Origin of the sequence: Streptomyces sp. NPDC059002 (assembly GCF_042740435.1) — a bacterium.
Lineage (GTDB): Bacteria > Actinomycetota > Actinomycetes > Streptomycetales > Streptomycetaceae > Streptomyces.
Genome location: NZ_JBHYJI010000070.1, coordinates 19,289 through 34,165 on the forward strand (window position 1 = coordinate 19,289; position 14,877 = coordinate 34,165).

General features: G+C 71.9%; 14 protein-coding genes. 11 read left to right on the top strand and 3 right to left on the bottom strand.

Translation table 11 applies throughout. The features are described 5' to 3' along the window. Positions 1–51: 51 nt before the first annotated feature. The 10 genes from ribD to ACFWZ2_RS37755 all read left to right on the top strand — a co-directional run bounded on the left by ribD (position 52) and on the right by ACFWZ2_RS37755 (position 8,500). The gene (ribD, locus tag ACFWZ2_RS37710; protein WP_384553720.1) at positions 52–1,110 is read left to right on the top strand and encodes a bifunctional diaminohydroxyphosphoribosylaminopyrimidine deaminase/5-amino-6-(5-phosphoribosylamino)uracil reductase RibD; all 1,059 of its coding nucleotides are present in this window, start codon (positions 52–54) and stop codon (positions 1,108–1,110) included. Between the two features lies 1 nt (position 1,111). Further along, positions 1,112–1,732: a riboflavin synthase gene (locus tag ACFWZ2_RS37715; protein WP_384553675.1), complete on the top strand. Its 621-nt coding sequence runs from the start codon at positions 1,112–1,114 to the stop codon at positions 1,730–1,732. Between the two features lie 44 nt (positions 1,733–1,776). Next, positions 1,777–2,376, top strand: coding sequence for a nicotinamide riboside transporter PnuC (locus ACFWZ2_RS37720; RefSeq protein WP_384553722.1), 600 nt, complete (start codon positions 1,777–1,779; stop codon positions 2,374–2,376). Next, the gene (locus ACFWZ2_RS37725; protein WP_384553677.1) at positions 2,373–3,662 is read left to right on the top strand and encodes a bifunctional 3,4-dihydroxy-2-butanone-4-phosphate synthase/GTP cyclohydrolase II; all 1,290 of its coding nucleotides are present in this window, start codon (positions 2,373–2,375) and stop codon (positions 3,660–3,662) included. Before ACFWZ2_RS37720 ends, ACFWZ2_RS37725 begins: the two co-directional genes overlap by 4 nt. A 53-nt stretch (positions 3,663–3,715) precedes the next feature. Beyond that, complete coding sequence (ribH, locus tag ACFWZ2_RS37730; protein ID WP_384553679.1) at positions 3,716–4,201, top strand: 6,7-dimethyl-8-ribityllumazine synthase; 486 nt, start codon at positions 3,716–3,718, stop codon at positions 4,199–4,201. Between the two features lie 35 nt (positions 4,202–4,236). Further along, a complete protein-coding gene (locus ACFWZ2_RS37735) occupies positions 4,237–4,509 on the top strand; it encodes a phosphoribosyl-ATP diphosphatase (RefSeq protein ID WP_205039161.1) in 273 nt (90 codons plus the stop codon). 54 nt (positions 4,510–4,563) lie between these two features. Continuing rightward, positions 4,564–5,421 carry an ATP phosphoribosyltransferase gene (gene hisG, locus ACFWZ2_RS37740; protein ID WP_384553681.1) on the top strand — a complete coding sequence of 286 codons (858 nt, stop codon included), beginning with the start codon at positions 4,564–4,566 and terminating at the stop codon, positions 5,419–5,421. Positions 5,422–5,441: 20 nt separating this feature from the next. Beyond that, entirely contained in the window at positions 5,442–5,891 is a 450-nt protein-coding gene (locus ACFWZ2_RS37745) for a PH domain-containing protein (RefSeq protein WP_384553683.1), read from the top strand. Between the two features lie 198 nt (positions 5,892–6,089). Then, positions 6,090–7,433, top strand: coding sequence for a hemolysin family protein (locus ACFWZ2_RS37750; RefSeq protein WP_384553685.1), 1,344 nt, complete (start codon positions 6,090–6,092; stop codon positions 7,431–7,433). After that, complete coding sequence (locus tag ACFWZ2_RS37755) at positions 7,430–8,500, top strand: hemolysin family protein (RefSeq protein ID WP_384553687.1); 1,071 nt, start codon at positions 7,430–7,432, stop codon at positions 8,498–8,500. The genes ACFWZ2_RS37750 and ACFWZ2_RS37755 overlap by 4 nt, the downstream gene beginning before the upstream one ends. 32 nt (positions 8,501–8,532) lie before the next feature. Here ACFWZ2_RS37755 and ACFWZ2_RS37760 read toward each other — a convergent pair whose 3' ends face one another. Further along, complete coding sequence (locus ACFWZ2_RS37760; protein ID WP_384553689.1) at positions 8,533–10,461, bottom strand: AAA family ATPase; 1,929 nt, start codon at positions 10,459–10,461, stop codon at positions 8,533–8,535. A 466-nt stretch (positions 10,462–10,927) separates the two neighbouring features. Further along, positions 10,928–11,578 carry a uridine kinase gene (locus tag ACFWZ2_RS37765; protein ID WP_384553691.1) on the bottom strand — a complete coding sequence of 217 codons (651 nt, stop codon included), beginning with the start codon at positions 11,576–11,578 and terminating at the stop codon, positions 10,928–10,930. 233 nt (positions 11,579–11,811) lie between these two features. Here ACFWZ2_RS37765 and ACFWZ2_RS37770 point away from each other — a divergent pair, with 233 nt between their 5' ends. Continuing rightward, a complete protein-coding gene (locus ACFWZ2_RS37770; RefSeq protein ID WP_384553693.1) occupies positions 11,812–13,161 on the top strand; it encodes a peptidase C39 family protein in 1,350 nt (449 codons plus the stop codon). A 108-nt stretch (positions 13,162–13,269) separates the two neighbouring features. On the opposite strand, the gene ACFWZ2_RS37775 is transcribed toward ACFWZ2_RS37770, so the two are convergent. Next, complete coding sequence (locus ACFWZ2_RS37775; protein ID WP_384553695.1) at positions 13,270–14,751, bottom strand: M1 family metallopeptidase; 1,482 nt, start codon at positions 14,749–14,751, stop codon at positions 13,270–13,272. Positions 14,752–14,877: the final 126 nt, after the last annotated feature.

The window sequence follows — 14,877 nt, forward strand, 5'->3', positions numbered from 1 at the left end:
CCGAAGAGGCAGGAGGACCCGGTGGCCACCGCCGTAGCCGAAGCAGCCGCCATGCAGCGCGCCATCGCGCTCGCAGCGCGCGGCCTCGGAGCTACCAGCCCCAATCCGGTCGTCGGCTGCGTCGTCCTCGACGCCGCGGGCGAGACCGTCGGCGAGGGCTGGCACCAGCGCGCGGGCGGCCCGCACGCCGAGGTGCACGCCCTGCGCGCGGCGGGAGACCGGGCCCGCGGCGGCACCGCCCTCGTCACCCTCGAACCCTGCAACCACACCGGTCGCACGGGCCCCTGCGCCCAGGCCCTCATCGACGCCGGGATCGCCCGCGTCGTCTATGCGGTCGGCGACCCCAACCCCACCGCGACCGGCGGCGCGCAGACCCTGCGTGCGGCCGGGATCGACGTGGCGCAGGGCCTGCTGGAGGCCGAGGCCGCCGAGGGGAACGCCGCCTGGCTGACCTCCGTACGGCTCGGTCGCCCCCACGTCACCTGGAAGTACGCCGCCACGCTCGACGGCCGCACCGCCGCCGCCGACGGCACGAGCCGCTGGATCACCTCCGCCGAGTCCCGCGCCGACGTGCACCGGCTGCGCGCCGCGTGCGACGCGGTCGTCGTGGGCTCCGGCACCCAGCGCGCCGACGACCCGCACCTCGCCGTGCGCGGCATCGAGGGCGCGACCCAGCCGCTGCGCGTCGTCGTCGACACGAACGGCACGGCGGTCACGCCCGGCGCCCGCGTCCTGGACGACGCGGCACCCACCCTGATCGCCGTCGCCGACGACGCCACTCCGGCGTACACAGCCGACGACATGGTCCGACTCCCGCGCGCGGAGGGCGGGTTGGACATTCCAACCCTCCTCGACGTGCTCCACGCGCGCGGGGTGCGCTCCGTGCTCCTCGAAGGCGGCGCGACGCTCGCCGGGGCCTTCGTCGCCGCCGGCCTCGTCGACCGCGTCGTCGGCTACCTCGCCCCCGTCCTGCTCGGCGCGGGCCCCGCCGCCCTCACCGGCGGCGGAATCACGACCATCACCGAAGCGTTGCGGCTCGACATGGGCGAGACCGTCCGCATCGGACCCGATCTGCGCATCACCGCGAACCTCGTAGCGAAGGAGCACTGAAGTGTTCACCGGAATCGTCGAAGAGCTGGGCGAGATCACCGCCGTCGAGAACCTCCCCGACGCCTCCCGCTTCCGCCTGCGCGGCCCCGTCGTCACCGAGGGCGCCAAGCACGGCGACTCCATCGCCGTCAACGGCGTCTGTCTGACGGTCGTGGAGCACGAGGGCGACGAGTTCACCGCCGATGTGATGGCCGAGACCCTGAACCGCTCCAGCCTCGGCGCGCTCACGGTCGGCTCCCGCGTCAACCTGGAGCGCCCCACCTCGGTCGGCGCGCGCCTGGGCGGGCACATCGTGCAGGGACACGTTGATTCGGTCGGCACCGTCCTCGAGCGCAAGCCGTCCGAGAACTGGGAGATCGTCAAGGTCTCGCTCCCCGCCGACCTGTCCCGCTATGTCGTGGAGAAGGGCTCCATCACGGTCGACGGCGTCAGCCTCACCGTCGTCGACGCGGGCCCCGACCACTTCACCATCAGCCTCATCCCCACCACCCTCGCGCTGACCACGCTCGGCATCAAGCAGCCCGGCGACCCGGTCAACCTCGAGGTCGACATCATCGCCAAGTACGTGGAGCGCCTCATCGGCGACCGCGCCCAGGTCCCGGGTCGGGAGGCCACCCAGTGAACTGGCTCAACTCCGAAGCCTTCACGGCCTTCGACCAGCACATCATGTGGTCCGACATGATCGGCAACACCATCGGCCTGATCGCCCTCGCGCTCGGCTGGCGGCGCTCGATCTGGACCTGGCCCGCCCAGTTCCTGTCCGGCGTGATCCTCGTCGCCGCGTACGCCTCCGCACAGCTGTCCGGCGGCGTCGGCAAGCAGCTCCTCGTCATCGGCGTCGCGCTGTGGGGCTGGCGGCAGTGGACCCGCGGCAGACAGCAGGCGCAGGACGGCTCCATCGCCATCCGCTTCGCCACCTGGAAGGAGCGGGGCATCCTGCTCGCGGGCACCGCCGCCGGCACGCTCGCGGTCGGCGCCCTGTTCGCCGCCGTCCCCTCGCTGTCCTGGAACCCCTGGCCGGACGCCTACATCTTCGTCGGCACGCTCGCCGCGATGGTCGCCCAGGCCCGCGGGCTCGTCGAGTTCTGGTTCGCCTGGCTGCTCGTCGACGTGGTCGGCGTGCCCCTCGCCTTCAGCAGCGGCCTGGCCTTCTCCGGCCTGGTCTACGTCGTCTACCTCGCCCTCGTCCTCTGGGGCCTGCGCGACTGGTGGCTGCGCTCCCGCGCGGCGGCCTCGCAGCCCGTCATGGAAGGAGCCCCGGCATGACTGTGGCACCCCTCTGGTACAGCACCGACAACGCCGAAGACCTCTCCCTCGACCCCGTCGAGCAGGCCATCCGCGACATCGCGGCGGGCCGCCCCGTGGTCGTCGTCGACGACGAGGACCGCGAGAACGAGGGCGACCTCGTCATCGCCGCCGAGAAGGCGACCCCCGAGATCGTCGCCTTCATGATGAGCGAGTGCCGCGGCCTGATCTGCGCGCCCATGGAGGCCGACGAGCTCGACAGGCTCCGGCTCCCGCAGATGGTCGACCACAACACCGAGTCGATGAGCACGGCCTTCACCGTCACCGTCGACGCCTCCGGCGCGCACGGCGTGAGCACCGGCATCTCCGCCGCCGACCGCGCCACCACGCTCCGGCTCCTCGCGGGCGGCGAGGCGGGACCGGACGACTTCGTGCGCCCCGGACACATCTTCCCGCTGCGCGCCAAGCCCGGCGGCGTGCTCGTGCGGGGCGGCCACACCGAGGCCGCCGTCGACCTCGCCAGGCTCGCGGGCCTGCGCCCCGCCGGGGCCATCGTGGAGATCGCGGGCGAGGACGGCAAGATGCTCCGCCTTCCCGAGCTGGTCCCGTTCGCCCGCAAGCACGGCCTGACGATCATCTCCATCGAGGACCTGATCGCCTACCGCCGCTCATCGGAGCCGACCGTCCGCCGCGAGGCCGAGGTCAACCTGCCCACCGCCTTCGGCGACTTCACGGCGTACGGCTACCGCTCCACGGTCGACGGCGTCGAGCACGTCGCCCTCGTCCACGGCGACATCGGCGACGGCGACGACGTGCTTGCCCGGCTGCACTCCGAGTGCCTGACCGGCGACATCTTCCACTCCCTGCGCTGCGACTGCGGGCCCCAGCTGGAGGCCTCCATGCGGCGCGTCACCGAGGAGGGCCGCGGCGTCATCGTCTATCTGCGCGGCCACGAGGGGCGCGGCATCGGCCTGCTCTCCAAGCTGCGCGCGTACGAACTCCAGGAGCGCGGCAGCGACACCCTGGACGCCAACCTGGAGCTCGGCCTGCCCGCCGACTCCCGCGACTACGGCGCGGGCGCGCGGATCCTCGACGACCTCGGCGTCCGCAGCGTCCGCCTGATGACCAACAACCCCGACAAGACCGCCGCCGTGCTGCGGCACGGCCTGAAGGTCACCGGGCGCGAGCCCATGCCGGTCAAGGCCGGCGAGCACAACCTCCGGTACCTGCGCACCAAGCGGGACCGGATGGGCCACGACCTGCCCTGGCTCGACACCCCCGGTGTCTCGCCCTGCGGCAACCAGTAGTCCCGTACCAGCAAGCGACGTACACACACCACGAGAGCGACCAGGAGAAGCGCGTGAGCGGCAAGGGTGCACCCGAACTGAGTGTGAAGAACTGCGGCGACCTGCGGGTCGCGGTGATCGCCGCGCAGTGGCACGAGAAGGTCATGGACGGCCTCGTCGACGGCGCCCTGCGCGCCCTGCACGAGCTCGGCATCAGCGAGCCGACGGTCCTGCGCGTGCCGGGCAGCTTCGAGCTGCCGGTCGTCGCGAAGGTCCTCGCCGGACGCGGCTACGACGCGATCGTCGCGCTCGGCGTCGTCATCCGCGGCGGCACCCCGCACTTCGAGTACGTGTGCCAGGGCGTGACGCAGGGCCTCACCCAGGTCTCCGTCGACACCGGGGTACCGGTCGGCTTCGGCGTCCTGACCTGCGACACCGAGGAGCAGGCCCTGGACCGCGCGGGCATCGAGGGATCCCGCGAGGACAAGGGGCACGAAGCGGTCACCGCGGCCGTGGCCACCGCGACCACGCTCCGTACCATCTCCGAACCCTGGCGCTGAGCGGCGCCGCGCGGGCGCGTAGAGTGAACGGCATCATGTCCAAGAAGACTTTCGAGGAGCTCTTCACCGAGCTCCAGCACAAGGCCGCCAACGGCGACCCCACGACCTCCCGCACCGCCGAGCTGGTCGACAAGGGCGTCCATGCCATCGGCAAGAAGGTCGTCGAGGAGGCCGCCGAAGTCTGGATGGCCGCCGAGTACGAGGGCAAGGAAGCCGCCGCCGAGGAGATCTCCCAGCTCCTGTACCACGTACAGGTGATGATGGTCGCCCGCGGCATCTCCCTCGACGACGTGTACGCCCACCTCTGAGCCCCGCGTCACCGGCTCGTCCAACTCACCCATCACGCAAAGGAATCCGACCTCATGCTGCGCATCGCCGTCCCCAACAAGGGTTCACTGTCCGGACCTGCGTCGGCGATGCTCCATGAGGCCGGATACCAGCAGCGCAAGGAATCCAAGGAACTCGTCCTGGTCGACCCGGACAACGAGGTCGAGTTCTTCTATCTGCGGCCCAAGGACATCGCGATCTATGTCTCGGCCGGCAAGCTCGACATCGGCATCACCGGACAGGACCTCCTGATCGACTCCGGGGCCAACGCCGAGACCATCCTGCCGCTCGGCTTCGCCCGCTCCACCTTCCGCTTCGCCGCCAAGCCCGGCACCGCGAACGGCATCGAGGACCTGGCGGGCAAGACCGTCGCCACCTCCTACGAGGGCATCGTCGCCAAGCACCTCGCCGAGCAGGGCGTCGACGCCTCCGTCGTCCACCTGGACGGCGCCGTCGAGACCGCCATCGAGCTGGGCGTCGCCCAGGTCATCGCGGACGTCGTGGAGACCGGCACCTCCCTGCGCAACGCGGGCCTCGAGGTCTTCGGCGAGCCGATCATGAAGTCCGAGGCGGTCGTCATCCGCCGCTCCGGCGCGGGCACCGACGACGCCGTGCAGCCGAAGGTGGAGCAGTTCCTGCGCCGCCTCCAGGGCGTCCTGGTCGCCAGGTCGTACGTGATGATGGACTACGACTGCCGCGCCGAGCACCTGGAGCAGGCCGTCGCCCTCACCCCGGGCCTGGAATCGCCGACGATCTCCCCGCTGCACAACGAAGGCTGGGTGGCCGTCCGCTCGATGGTCCCGGCCAAGGAGGCCCAGCGGATCATGGACGACCTGTACGCCATCGGTGCACGGGCCATCCTGACCACCGCCATCCACGCCTGCCGCCTCTGACCCGGCAGGAGACCCCCGCCATGTCCGACGTTTCCGCACCGCCCGCCCTGCCCGTCACCTTCCGGCCGACGCGCACCCGGGCCGTCCTGCTCACCGCGGGCGCCGCGATGTTCGTGGTCCTCACGGTCATCGCCTTCCTGCTGCCCACGCTCAGCCCGGGGGAGCGCACCAGCTTCGTCTTCACCGGCGCGCTGCTGTGCGGTGTGCTCGTGCTGCTCAGCAGGCCCAAGGTCGTCGCCGACGAATCCGGCGTCACCGTCGTCAACATCGCCACCAGCAGGCGCCTCGCCTGGGCCGAGATCGTGCAGGTCAATCTCCGGCCCGGCGACCCCTGGGTGTTCCTGAACCTCAGCGACGGCACCAGCCTGCCCGTGCTCGGCATCCAGCCGGGCATCGCACGGCAGCAGGCCATCGGCGACGCCCGCGCCCTGCGCGCGCTCGCCGACGCCCGGACCGCTCGCGGGGACTGACGCTCCGCGCCCGGTCTTGATTAATCTGGTGGCGGGGCACGCATGGTGTGCCGCCCCGCCCCTGACGGGCCCGCCCGGCCCCCAGGGGCTCCTGCTACCCGAGGAGTGACTCCCTCCGGCGATGGACGGATCGTCCTGTAGTACCTGCGCCGCCCCCTCCCGACATACCGGGACCGGCACGACCGGGGAGGCGGCGGCATGACAGTCCCCCTGCTGCTTCTCGGGGCGGCATTCCTGCTGATTCTCGCCAACGGCTTCTTCGTGGCGGCCGAGTTCGGCCTCGTCACCGTCGAACGCCCGGAAGCGGAGAAGGCCGCGGCCGACGGCGACCGTCGGGCCCGCACAGTCGTCAGTTCCCTCAAGGAGCTGTCCTTCCAGCTCTCCGGCACCCAGCTCGGCATCACCATCACCTCGCTCGTCGTCGGCATGCTCGCCGAACCGGCCCTCGCGCATCTGCTCGCGGGCCCGTTCACGGCGACCGGCATCCCGGAGGGCGCCGTCGGCGGTGTCTCCGTGGTCGTCGGCATGCTGCTCGCGTCCGCCGTGCAGATGGTGATCGGGGAGCTGGTGCCCAAGAACTGGGCGGTGTCGAGGCCGCTGCAGGTCGCGCGGTTCGTCGCGGGCCCGCAGCATGTCTTCGCGCGCCTCTTCCGCCCGGTGATCTCCCTCCTGAACAGGGTCGCCAACCGCCTGGTGCGCGCCCTCGGGGTCGAGCCCGCCGAGGAGCTGGCCTCCGCCCGCACCCCCGGCGAACTGGTCTCCCTGGCCCGGCACTCGGCGCAGGCCGGTGCCCTGGAGCAGGACACCGCCGACCTGTTCGTCCGCACCCTCTCGCTAGGCGAGCTGACCGCGCAGCACGTCATGACGCCGCGCGTGAAGGTCAGCGCCCTGCAGTCGTCGGCGACCGCCGAGGACGTGGTGAACCTGACCCGCGCCACCGGTCTGTCCCGCTTCCCGGTCTACCGCGAGCGGATCGACGAGATCGTCGGCATGGTGCACCTCAAGGACGCCCTCGCGGTGGCCGCCCACGAGCGCCTGCGGACCCCCGTGAGCCGGATCGCGCAGTCGCCCCTGCTCGTCCCGGAGACCCTGCCCGTGCAGCCCCTGCTGGAGCGGCTGCGCAGCGAGCAGCCCATCGCGGTCGTCGTCGACGAGTACGGCGGCACGGCGGGCGTCGTCACCCTGGAGGACATCGTCGAGGAACTCGTCGGCGAGGTCCGCGACGAGCACGACCTGCACGATCTGCCCGAGCTCTGCGTGGCGCCGCCCGAGGACGGCAGGCCCGCGTGGGACGCCGACGGCAGCTGCCGGATCGATACGCTCCGGCGTATAGGACTCGACGTGCCCGAGGGGCCGTACGAGACCGTGGCCGGACTCGTCGCCGGTCTGCTCGGGCGCATCCCCGCCCCCGGCGACCGGGCCGAACTCCCCGGCTGGCGGCTCGCGGTGCGCCAGGTCGGGCACTACCGCGCCGAGCGGGTCAGGATCGTCGCCATGTCCGAGGCCCCGGCCCACGCCGCCGTCGCGGAGGCGGTCCGATGAGCCTGCTCCAACTCCTGTTCGCCGTCCTGCTCGTGCTGGCCAACGGCTTCTTCGTGGGCGCCGAGTTCGCGCTCGTCTCCGTACGCCGCAGCCAGATCGAGCCCCTGGAGTCCAAGCGGGCCCGCCAGGTCCTGTACGGCCTCGAGCATCTGCCGCAGATGATGGCGGCCGCCCAGTTCGGCATCACCGTCTGCTCGTTGACGCTCGGCGCGGTCGCCGAGCCGACCGTCGCGCATCTCCTGGAGCCGCTCTTCGAGGCGGCCCATCTGCCCGCGGGCATGATCCATCCGCTCGGCTATGTGATCGCGCTCGCCGTCGTCGTCTTCCTCCACCTCGTCATCGGCGAGATGGTCCCGAAGAACCTCGCGATGGCGGCGCCGGAGAAGACCGCGCTCTGGTTCAGCCCCGGCCTGGTCGCCTTCGCGCGGCTGTGCCGTCCGGTGACGGTGGCGCTCGGCGCGTGCGCCAGGGTCGTCCTGAAGCTCTTCGGCGTCGAGCCGAAGGACGAGGTCGAGGCGGTCTTCACCAGTGAACAGCTGAACCGTCTGGTCGAGGACTCGGGCCAGGCGGGCCTGCTCGACCCCGAGGAGCAGGAGCGCCTGGAGGACGCCCTGGAGCTGGGCTCGCGCCCGGTGACGGACGTGCTGCTCGACCGTGCGTCACTGGTGACCGTGGGCCCCTCGGTCACCCCGGGCCAGGTCGTCGAACTCACCGGGCGCACCGGCTACTCCCGCTTCCCGGTCCGCGCGGAGAACGGCGCCTTCATGGGCTACCTCCACGTGAAGGACGTACTGGACCTGGAGGAGACGGACCGCGCCGTGCCGCAGCAGGTCTGGCGGCCGATGACGACCCTGCGGGCCGAACTCCCGCTGGACGACGCCCTGACCGTGATGCGCCGCGCCGCGACGCATCTGGCGCAGGTCGCTGACGCGTCGGGCAAGGTGCTCGGCCTGGTCGCCCTCGAAGACGTCCTGGAACTCCTGGTCGGCGAGGTCCGCGACCCGGCGCACCGGGTCGCGGTGCCCCGCAAGGCCCAGGAGGCACGCGACGGCGCCCTGGTGGGCTGAGGCCCCGGGGCGGGGCCCCGCGCAGCGCGTCCTCAGATGCCGGACGGGTTCTGCGGCCCCCGCCCCGAGAGCACCTCGCCGTACGCCTGCATGAGGTCCGGCAGGCGCAGCGTCGACAGGTCGTCCCTGTCCGGCTCGCCCGGGTAGCCGGACAGGCGCAGATCGCGGTAGGCGCAGCTCTTCTCGTACAGGGTGCGCAGGAAGCGGCCGTTGCCCAGCTCGTCGATCCACGCCTGGTCGACGACGTGCCCGCTGATGGAGCGCAGCTCGTCGAGGGCCTCCTCGTCCCACACGTCGCCGTTGTCGGCCGCGAGGACCTCGCCGATGGAGGTGAGCTCCAAGGGGCGGTACGAGGGGAAGTCGACGCGCGTCGTGAAGCGTGAGGACAGGCCGGGGTTGGCGGCGAGCAGCCGGTCCATGCCCTCGGGGTAGCCGGCGAGGATCACGACGAGGTGGTCGCGGTTGTCCTCGGCGCGCTTGAGGAGGACCTGGAGGGCCTCGTCGCCGTACGCGTCGCCCTTGCCGTAGCCCGAGTTGGACAGGGCGTACGCCTCGTCGACGAAGAGGACGCCGCCGATCGCGGAGTCGATCAGTTCGTTGGCCTTCACGGCGGTCTGGCCCAGATACTCGCCGACCAGATCGGCGCGCTGCGCCTCCACCAGATGGTCGCCGCCGAGCAGTCCGAGTGCGTAGAAGACCCGGCCGAGGATGCGGGCCACGGTGGTCTTGCCGGTGCCGGAGGGGCCGGAGAAGACGAAGTGTCGTTTCGGCGGCTGGACGGGCAGGCCCTGGGCGGCCCGAAGCCGCGCCATGTTCAGCTGCGCGGACAGCGCCTTGACCTGTCGCTTCACCGGTTCGAGGCCGACCATGCCCTCGAGTTCGGCGAGCGCGGCCTCCAGGAGCGCGGGGTCGGTGGGGCCCGACGGCAGCTGCGGCAGGCCCGCCTTGATCGGGATGATCGCCTTCTCGCGGACCGTGTCGGATGCGGAGGGCCCGGAGGGAGCGGCAGATCCGGGTGGGCCCGTGGGGCCCGAGGATCCGGGCGGCCCGCCGCCCGGCGGCGGTTCGGGGTCGGTGACCTTCAGGTCGCGGCCCTCCGCGCCGAACAGCGGCTCGATGCCCTCGGGCCCCTCGAGGAGATCGGGGCCCGCCCCGGCCAGGCTGATCGCGGCGGCCAGGTCGGCCGCCTCGTCGTACCCGTCGCCCTCGGCGATCGCCGCGAGCCGCGCGGAGGTGTCCATGAACGCGGGATCCACCCGGTGCACGGCGCGGTACAGCGGCAGGGCCGCCGCCGAGCGCCCGGTGCCCTCGTGCGCGCGGGCCAGCCAGTAGCGCAGCTCCTTGCGCTGCGGCTGCTCGCTGCGGCAGCGCATCAGGGCGGCGGACAGGAGCGGTTCGGCCTGTCCGTACATCTCCAGGCGCACCCGTGCCATGCCGCCGAAGAGCCCCGCCTCGATGCCCAGCATCGGGTCGTCGATCAGCGGGTCGGTGTGTCGGACCAGCTGCTCCCAGTCCTTGACCAGGTAGGAGCGGCAGGCGTGCAGAAAGCGCACCTGCGGGTCCGCGTCGACGGGCGGCAGGCCCGCGAGCGCCCGGTCGAGCTCGGGCACATGGCGTCCGTCCAGCCAGTGCGAGGCGTGCGCGAGCAGCAGGTCGCGGGTGCTCTCCAGGACGGGCTGGACCCACCATCCCAGCCAGTACCAGGAGTTGAGGGTCCTGGTGTGCCGGGCGCGCTGCTCCCCGAACCGGTCCCTGTGCTGGAACATCCGCAGTAAAGCCGTCGTCGTGTCGATGCGCAGCGCGTGCAGCCCGAGCCAGCCGTCGGCCATCCCGGGATCCATCCGTACCGCGGTGCGGAACTCCTCCTCCGCCTGCGGATAGGCGCCCATCGTGTAGGCGTCGACGCCCCTCAGCCAGGCGAGGTCGGCCGGGGCGGGTGAGCCCACCGCGTCGAAGTCCATCACGTCCCCCACAAACCGTGCCCCCGTGTGCGTACCGCCGGGTGGTGCCCGTCGGCCACTTCGCTGAACCGCCGTGCTGCGGACGGGAGTTGATCCGGTGCGCAGAGCTGCAGCCGTCCGAAAGGCGCACCGAGTGGCATCGTACCTGCGGGGGAGCGGTCGGCCGTAGGGTGCCGCACCGCGGGATCGGCCGCGCGGGGCCGGAAAGCAGGGGGTCCGATGGTGACCGAGGGTGAGCGAATGGCCGCTGGCGGCGTCCGAAAATCGGGCCCCGGAGGCAGAACGAAGCCCCCGATCACGGGGGAACAACCGGGGGCTTCGCGTCTGCGGGCGGCCTCGTAAGACCGCACATTCAGAACGTAAGTCCTGTAAGGCCCCTGGGTCAAGCCGAGTTGGGGCACTCGCCGAAACTCGCAGGGCCAAGTGGAAGTGGTTTTCCGGGGGTTCAGCGGACCGCCGATGATCCTTAACTCTGTGTGACGACTTGGGTCCCGACTGGCGTCTCAGTGGGGCCCTGAAGCAACTCGTATCCCTCTGGGCCCTGTCGCACCAAAAGATGCGCGAACGGCCGTGAAGGATCCTCGGAGAAGTGCCGGCGTTCCCTGGGCTCCCAGCCGTCCCAGAACTCACTCTGGACCGCCCCGTCCCGGTGGCGGCCCCTCGCCCAGGCCTCCTCGCGCGGCACATCCATCCACATCAGCTGGGCGAGGTGCGGGCGCAGCGCCGCACGGCCCGCGCCGACCCCCTCGACGATCACCACGGGGGCGGGCGGCAGCACCTGATCGGCGGGTCCGAAGTGGCGCTCGTGCCAGTCGTACGCCGCATAGTGCGCCGTCTCGCCCCGTTCGAGCGGCGCGAGGACCTGCCGCCGCAGCCGCTCCGTCCAGTCGAACAGCGCGTCGTGGCTCGCGATGTCGTCGAGCCGCAGCACGGGCGCCCCGCCGAGCGCGTCGGCGAGCCCGCGCGCGAACGTCGACTTCCCCGAGCCCGCGTGCCCGTCCACGGCGATCAGCCGGACCGGGCCGCAGGAGGGCGGCAGCCGGCGCAGGGCGTCGGCGAGGCGGGGGAGCGCGGCGTGCGGTCCTGGGCGCGGGTGCGGTCGCGGGTGCCTGGTCATGACCCGCAAGCGTACGACCGCGGAAGCAGGTGTTCCGCGCGCCGCCGCAGGTCATGCCATTGGTAAAGGCCAATAATGATGCGCGCGGCAGTGCCCGAAGCGCTGGCAGAAGTCGGCCGGGACCGGCCATAGTTGGCCCACTTCCGTGCACCTGTTCCGACCCTTCCGGCACCCCGCCGGAGACCACGTCGACTGGGGGTCCCGCCATGGACCGAGCTGACCGAGCAGATGACATGTCCCGCAGAACCGTGCTCACCACGGCGGCCGCGGTGGCCGCCCTCGCGGTGACCGCGAGCCCCGCCCTGGCAGGCGCGGGGTCCGCCGCCCGCCCGCCGCGCGCGGACCGGCTCGTGGACAACCGCTTCTGGACCTCGTACGAGGACTGGCGCGAAGGCACCGCCGAGGGCACCACCGCCGTCGCCGGGAGCCGCCCCGGCCTGCGGATCGCCAAGGCCGCGGGCCGCACCGACTACACCGACCCGCACACCGGCAGGACCGCCACCTGGGAGTACGCCCGGTGGACGGCGCCCGTGCACCGCTCCACCGTGCCCGCGACGGAGGCCATCGCCTCCTGGAACGCGCGCACCCCGAAAGGCACCTGGCTCCAGGTCGAGCTGCGGGGCACGTACTCCGACAAGACCAAGACCCCCTGGTACGTGATGGGCCGCTGGACCTCGGGCGACGACAAGGAGACCGACATCCGGCGGACCTCGGTCGACGACCAGACCGACGGCAAGTCCACCGTCTGGACGGACACGCTCTCCCTGAACGACACGACCACGAGCCTGCGGATCACCTCCTACCAGCTGCGCCTGACGCTGTACCGCACGCCGGGCAGCACCGCGACCCCCACGGTCTGGCGGCTCGGCGCGATGGCCTCCGCGATCCCCGACCGCTTCACGGTCCCCGCGTCGTCCCCGGGCCTCGCCAAGGAACTGACGGTCCCGCGCTACTCGCAGGAGATCCACGCGGGCCAGTACCCGGAGTACGACAACGGCGGCGAGGCCTGGTGCAGCCCCACCTCCTCGCAGATGATCATCGAGTACTGGGGACGCAAGCCCACCGCGGAGGACCTCGCCTGGGTCGACCCCTCCTACGCCGATCCACAGGTCTGCCACGCGGCCCGCTTCACCTTCGATTACCAGTACGAGGGCTGCGGCAACTGGCCGTTCAACGCGGCGTACGCGGCCACGTACCGGGACCTCCAGGGCGTCGTGACCCGCCTCGCCTCCCTCACGGAACTGGAGTCGCTGATCGCCGCGGGCATCCCGGCCATTACGTCCCAGTCCTTCCGCAAGGAGGAACTGACCGGCGCCGGCTACGGCACGGCGGGCCACCTGATGACGGTCATCGGCTTCACCGCGACCGGCGACGTGATCGCCAACGACCCCGCGTCCCCGTCCGACCCGGCGGTGCGCCGCGTCTACAAGCGGCGCGAGTGGGAGAACATCTGGCTCAGGACCAAGCGCTACAACGCCTCGGGCAAGGTCGTCTCCGGCACGGGCGGCGTCTGCTACCTGTACTTCCCGACGAAGCTCTCGACCGCCCAGCGCAAGGCGCTCGCGGCGGTCGGGATCCGCTGACGCGAGCGACGCGAAGCCCCCTCCGCCGCCGGCCGGGGAGGGGGCCTCGCCGCCCTGGCGGCCGGACGGCGGGCACCTGCGCCGACCTGCGCGGCGCCCGCCCACCCCTCACCTGGCCGGGTCCACCACCCAGTCCGGGTGTCCCGGCATCGGCGGGGTCTTGGCGCCGTAGAGCCACGGGTGCAGGAAGCCGTCGAGGTCCTCGCCCGCGACCTTCGACGCCAGGTCGACGAAGTCCTGCGTGCCCGCCGTACGGCCCTTGAACTCGGTCACCCACGCGCGTTCGATCTTCCGGAACGTGGCGTCGCCGACCTTCTCCCGCAGCGCGTACAGGACCAGCGCGGAACCGTCGTACCGCATGCGCTTGAAGAGGTTCGGCTCGGTCGGCTCCGCGGGCGCGCCGTAGTCGCGCCGCCACTGGTCGTGGGCCTGGTAGGCGGCCTTCATGGTGGCCTCGAAGTTCTCGCCGCCGTGCCCCTCGGAGTACAGCCGGTCGTAGAAGCGGGCGTGCCCCTCGCTCACCCACAGGTCGGACCAGCTCTTGAGGGCCACGCTGTCGCCGAACCACTGGTGGGTCAGCTCGTGCACCATGTTCCGCTCGGCGTCGACCTGGTTGCCGAGCAGGTCGGCCTTCGGGACGAGCGAGAGCGTCTGCGTCTCCAGTGCCACGCCGAGGTCGGTGTCGCCGACGAGGATGCCGTAGCGGTTGAAGGGATAGGGGCCGAGCCGCTCCTCGAGCCACTTCAGGTGGTCGGGGGTGAGTTTGCGGTACGCGGCCGTCGGTTCGACCAGCGCGTCGGGGACGACGTCACGCAGCGGAAGGCCACCGGGGCCCTCGCCGTCGACCAGCTGGAACTTGCCGACCGCCAGCTGCACCAGCTGCGTGGAGAGCGGCTGTTCGGAGTCGTACGTCCAGCGGACCCGGCCGTCGGGGCGCTCGGTGCGCGAGACCAGCCTGCCGTTGGCGACGGCCGTGCGGTCGCCCGGCGTGGTGATGCGGAAGGTGATCGGCGCGCGCTGGCTCGGGTGGTCGTTGCCGGGGAAGATCAGCCGGGCGCCGTTCGGCTGGGGGTAGAGCACGGTGCCGTCGGGCGTGGGGATCCAGCCGTAGTCCTCGATCGCGTCGTCGCGGTGCCTGGTCTGGGTCGGGTCGGCGGTGTAGCTGACCTTGACGGTGAACGAACCGCCCTTGGCTATCGGGGACTTGGGCGTGACGGTCAGCTCGTCGCCGGTGCGGGAGGTGGCGGCCGGGGAGCCGTTGACCGTCACCTTGTGCAGGGTGTTGCCGCCGAAGTCCAGGTTGAAGCGGGAGAGCGCCTGGGTGGACCGCGCCTTGATCGTCGTGGTCGCCTCGAAGGGCGTCTTCGGCGCCTGCCAGTCGAAGTCCAGGTAGTAGCGCTCGACCCGGTAGCCGCCGTTCCCGTCGAGCGGGAAGAGCGGGTCGCCGAGGCCGGGCGCGCCGGGCGACGGCTTCTCCGCGGTGGCCGGTGCGGCCTGCGATACCGGTGCGGTGAGGGCGGCAGCGGCGGTGATCGCGGCCGCGAGGGCGAGCCGCGCTCTGCGGCGGGGCATCGTCCGGTTCGTGCTCATCGGGAACCTCTCGGTCGTACGGTGCACGGGCGAACGGACGGGGGAGATACCCCGTCGTGGGTACTTAGACGCGCGGCCATCCGTCCGAGTTGTGGGGTGACCAAGGTCTCTCCCGCGGGAGTGCCT

What these genes read in the sequence shown, in the direction of transcription:
- ribD (WP_384553720.1), top strand. Translation starts at nt 52, where the DNA reads ATGCAGCGCGCCATCGCGCTCGCAGCGCGCGGCCTCGGAGCTACCAGC.
- ACFWZ2_RS37720 (WP_384553722.1), top strand. Translation starts at nt 1,777, where the DNA reads ATGTGGTCCGACATGATCGGCAACACCATCGGCCTGATCGCCCTCGCG.
- ACFWZ2_RS37725 (WP_384553677.1), top strand. Translation starts at nt 2,373, where the DNA reads ATGACTGTGGCACCCCTCTGGTACAGCACCGACAACGCCGAAGACCTC.
- ACFWZ2_RS37735 (WP_205039161.1), top strand. Translation starts at nt 4,237, where the DNA reads ATGTCCAAGAAGACTTTCGAGGAGCTCTTCACCGAGCTCCAGCACAAG.
- hisG (WP_384553681.1), top strand. Translation starts at nt 4,564, where the DNA reads ATGCTGCGCATCGCCGTCCCCAACAAGGGTTCACTGTCCGGACCTGCG.
- ACFWZ2_RS37745 (WP_384553683.1), top strand. Translation starts at nt 5,442, where the DNA reads ATGTCCGACGTTTCCGCACCGCCCGCCCTGCCCGTCACCTTCCGGCCG.
- ACFWZ2_RS37750 (WP_384553685.1), top strand. Translation starts at nt 6,090, where the DNA reads ATGACAGTCCCCCTGCTGCTTCTCGGGGCGGCATTCCTGCTGATTCTC.
- ACFWZ2_RS37755 (WP_384553687.1), top strand. Translation starts at nt 7,430, where the DNA reads ATGAGCCTGCTCCAACTCCTGTTCGCCGTCCTGCTCGTGCTGGCCAAC.
- ACFWZ2_RS37760 (WP_384553689.1), bottom strand. Translation starts at nt 10,461, where the DNA reads ATGGACTTCGACGCGGTGGGCTCACCCGCCCCGGCCGACCTCGCCTGG.
- ACFWZ2_RS37765 (WP_384553691.1), bottom strand. Translation starts at nt 11,578, where the DNA reads ATGACCAGGCACCCGCGACCGCACCCGCGCCCAGGACCGCACGCCGCG.
- ACFWZ2_RS37770 (WP_384553693.1), top strand. Translation starts at nt 11,812, where the DNA reads ATGTCCCGCAGAACCGTGCTCACCACGGCGGCCGCGGTGGCCGCCCTC.
- ACFWZ2_RS37775 (WP_384553695.1), bottom strand. Translation starts at nt 14,751, where the DNA reads ATGAGCACGAACCGGACGATGCCCCGCCGCAGAGCGCGGCTCGCCCTC.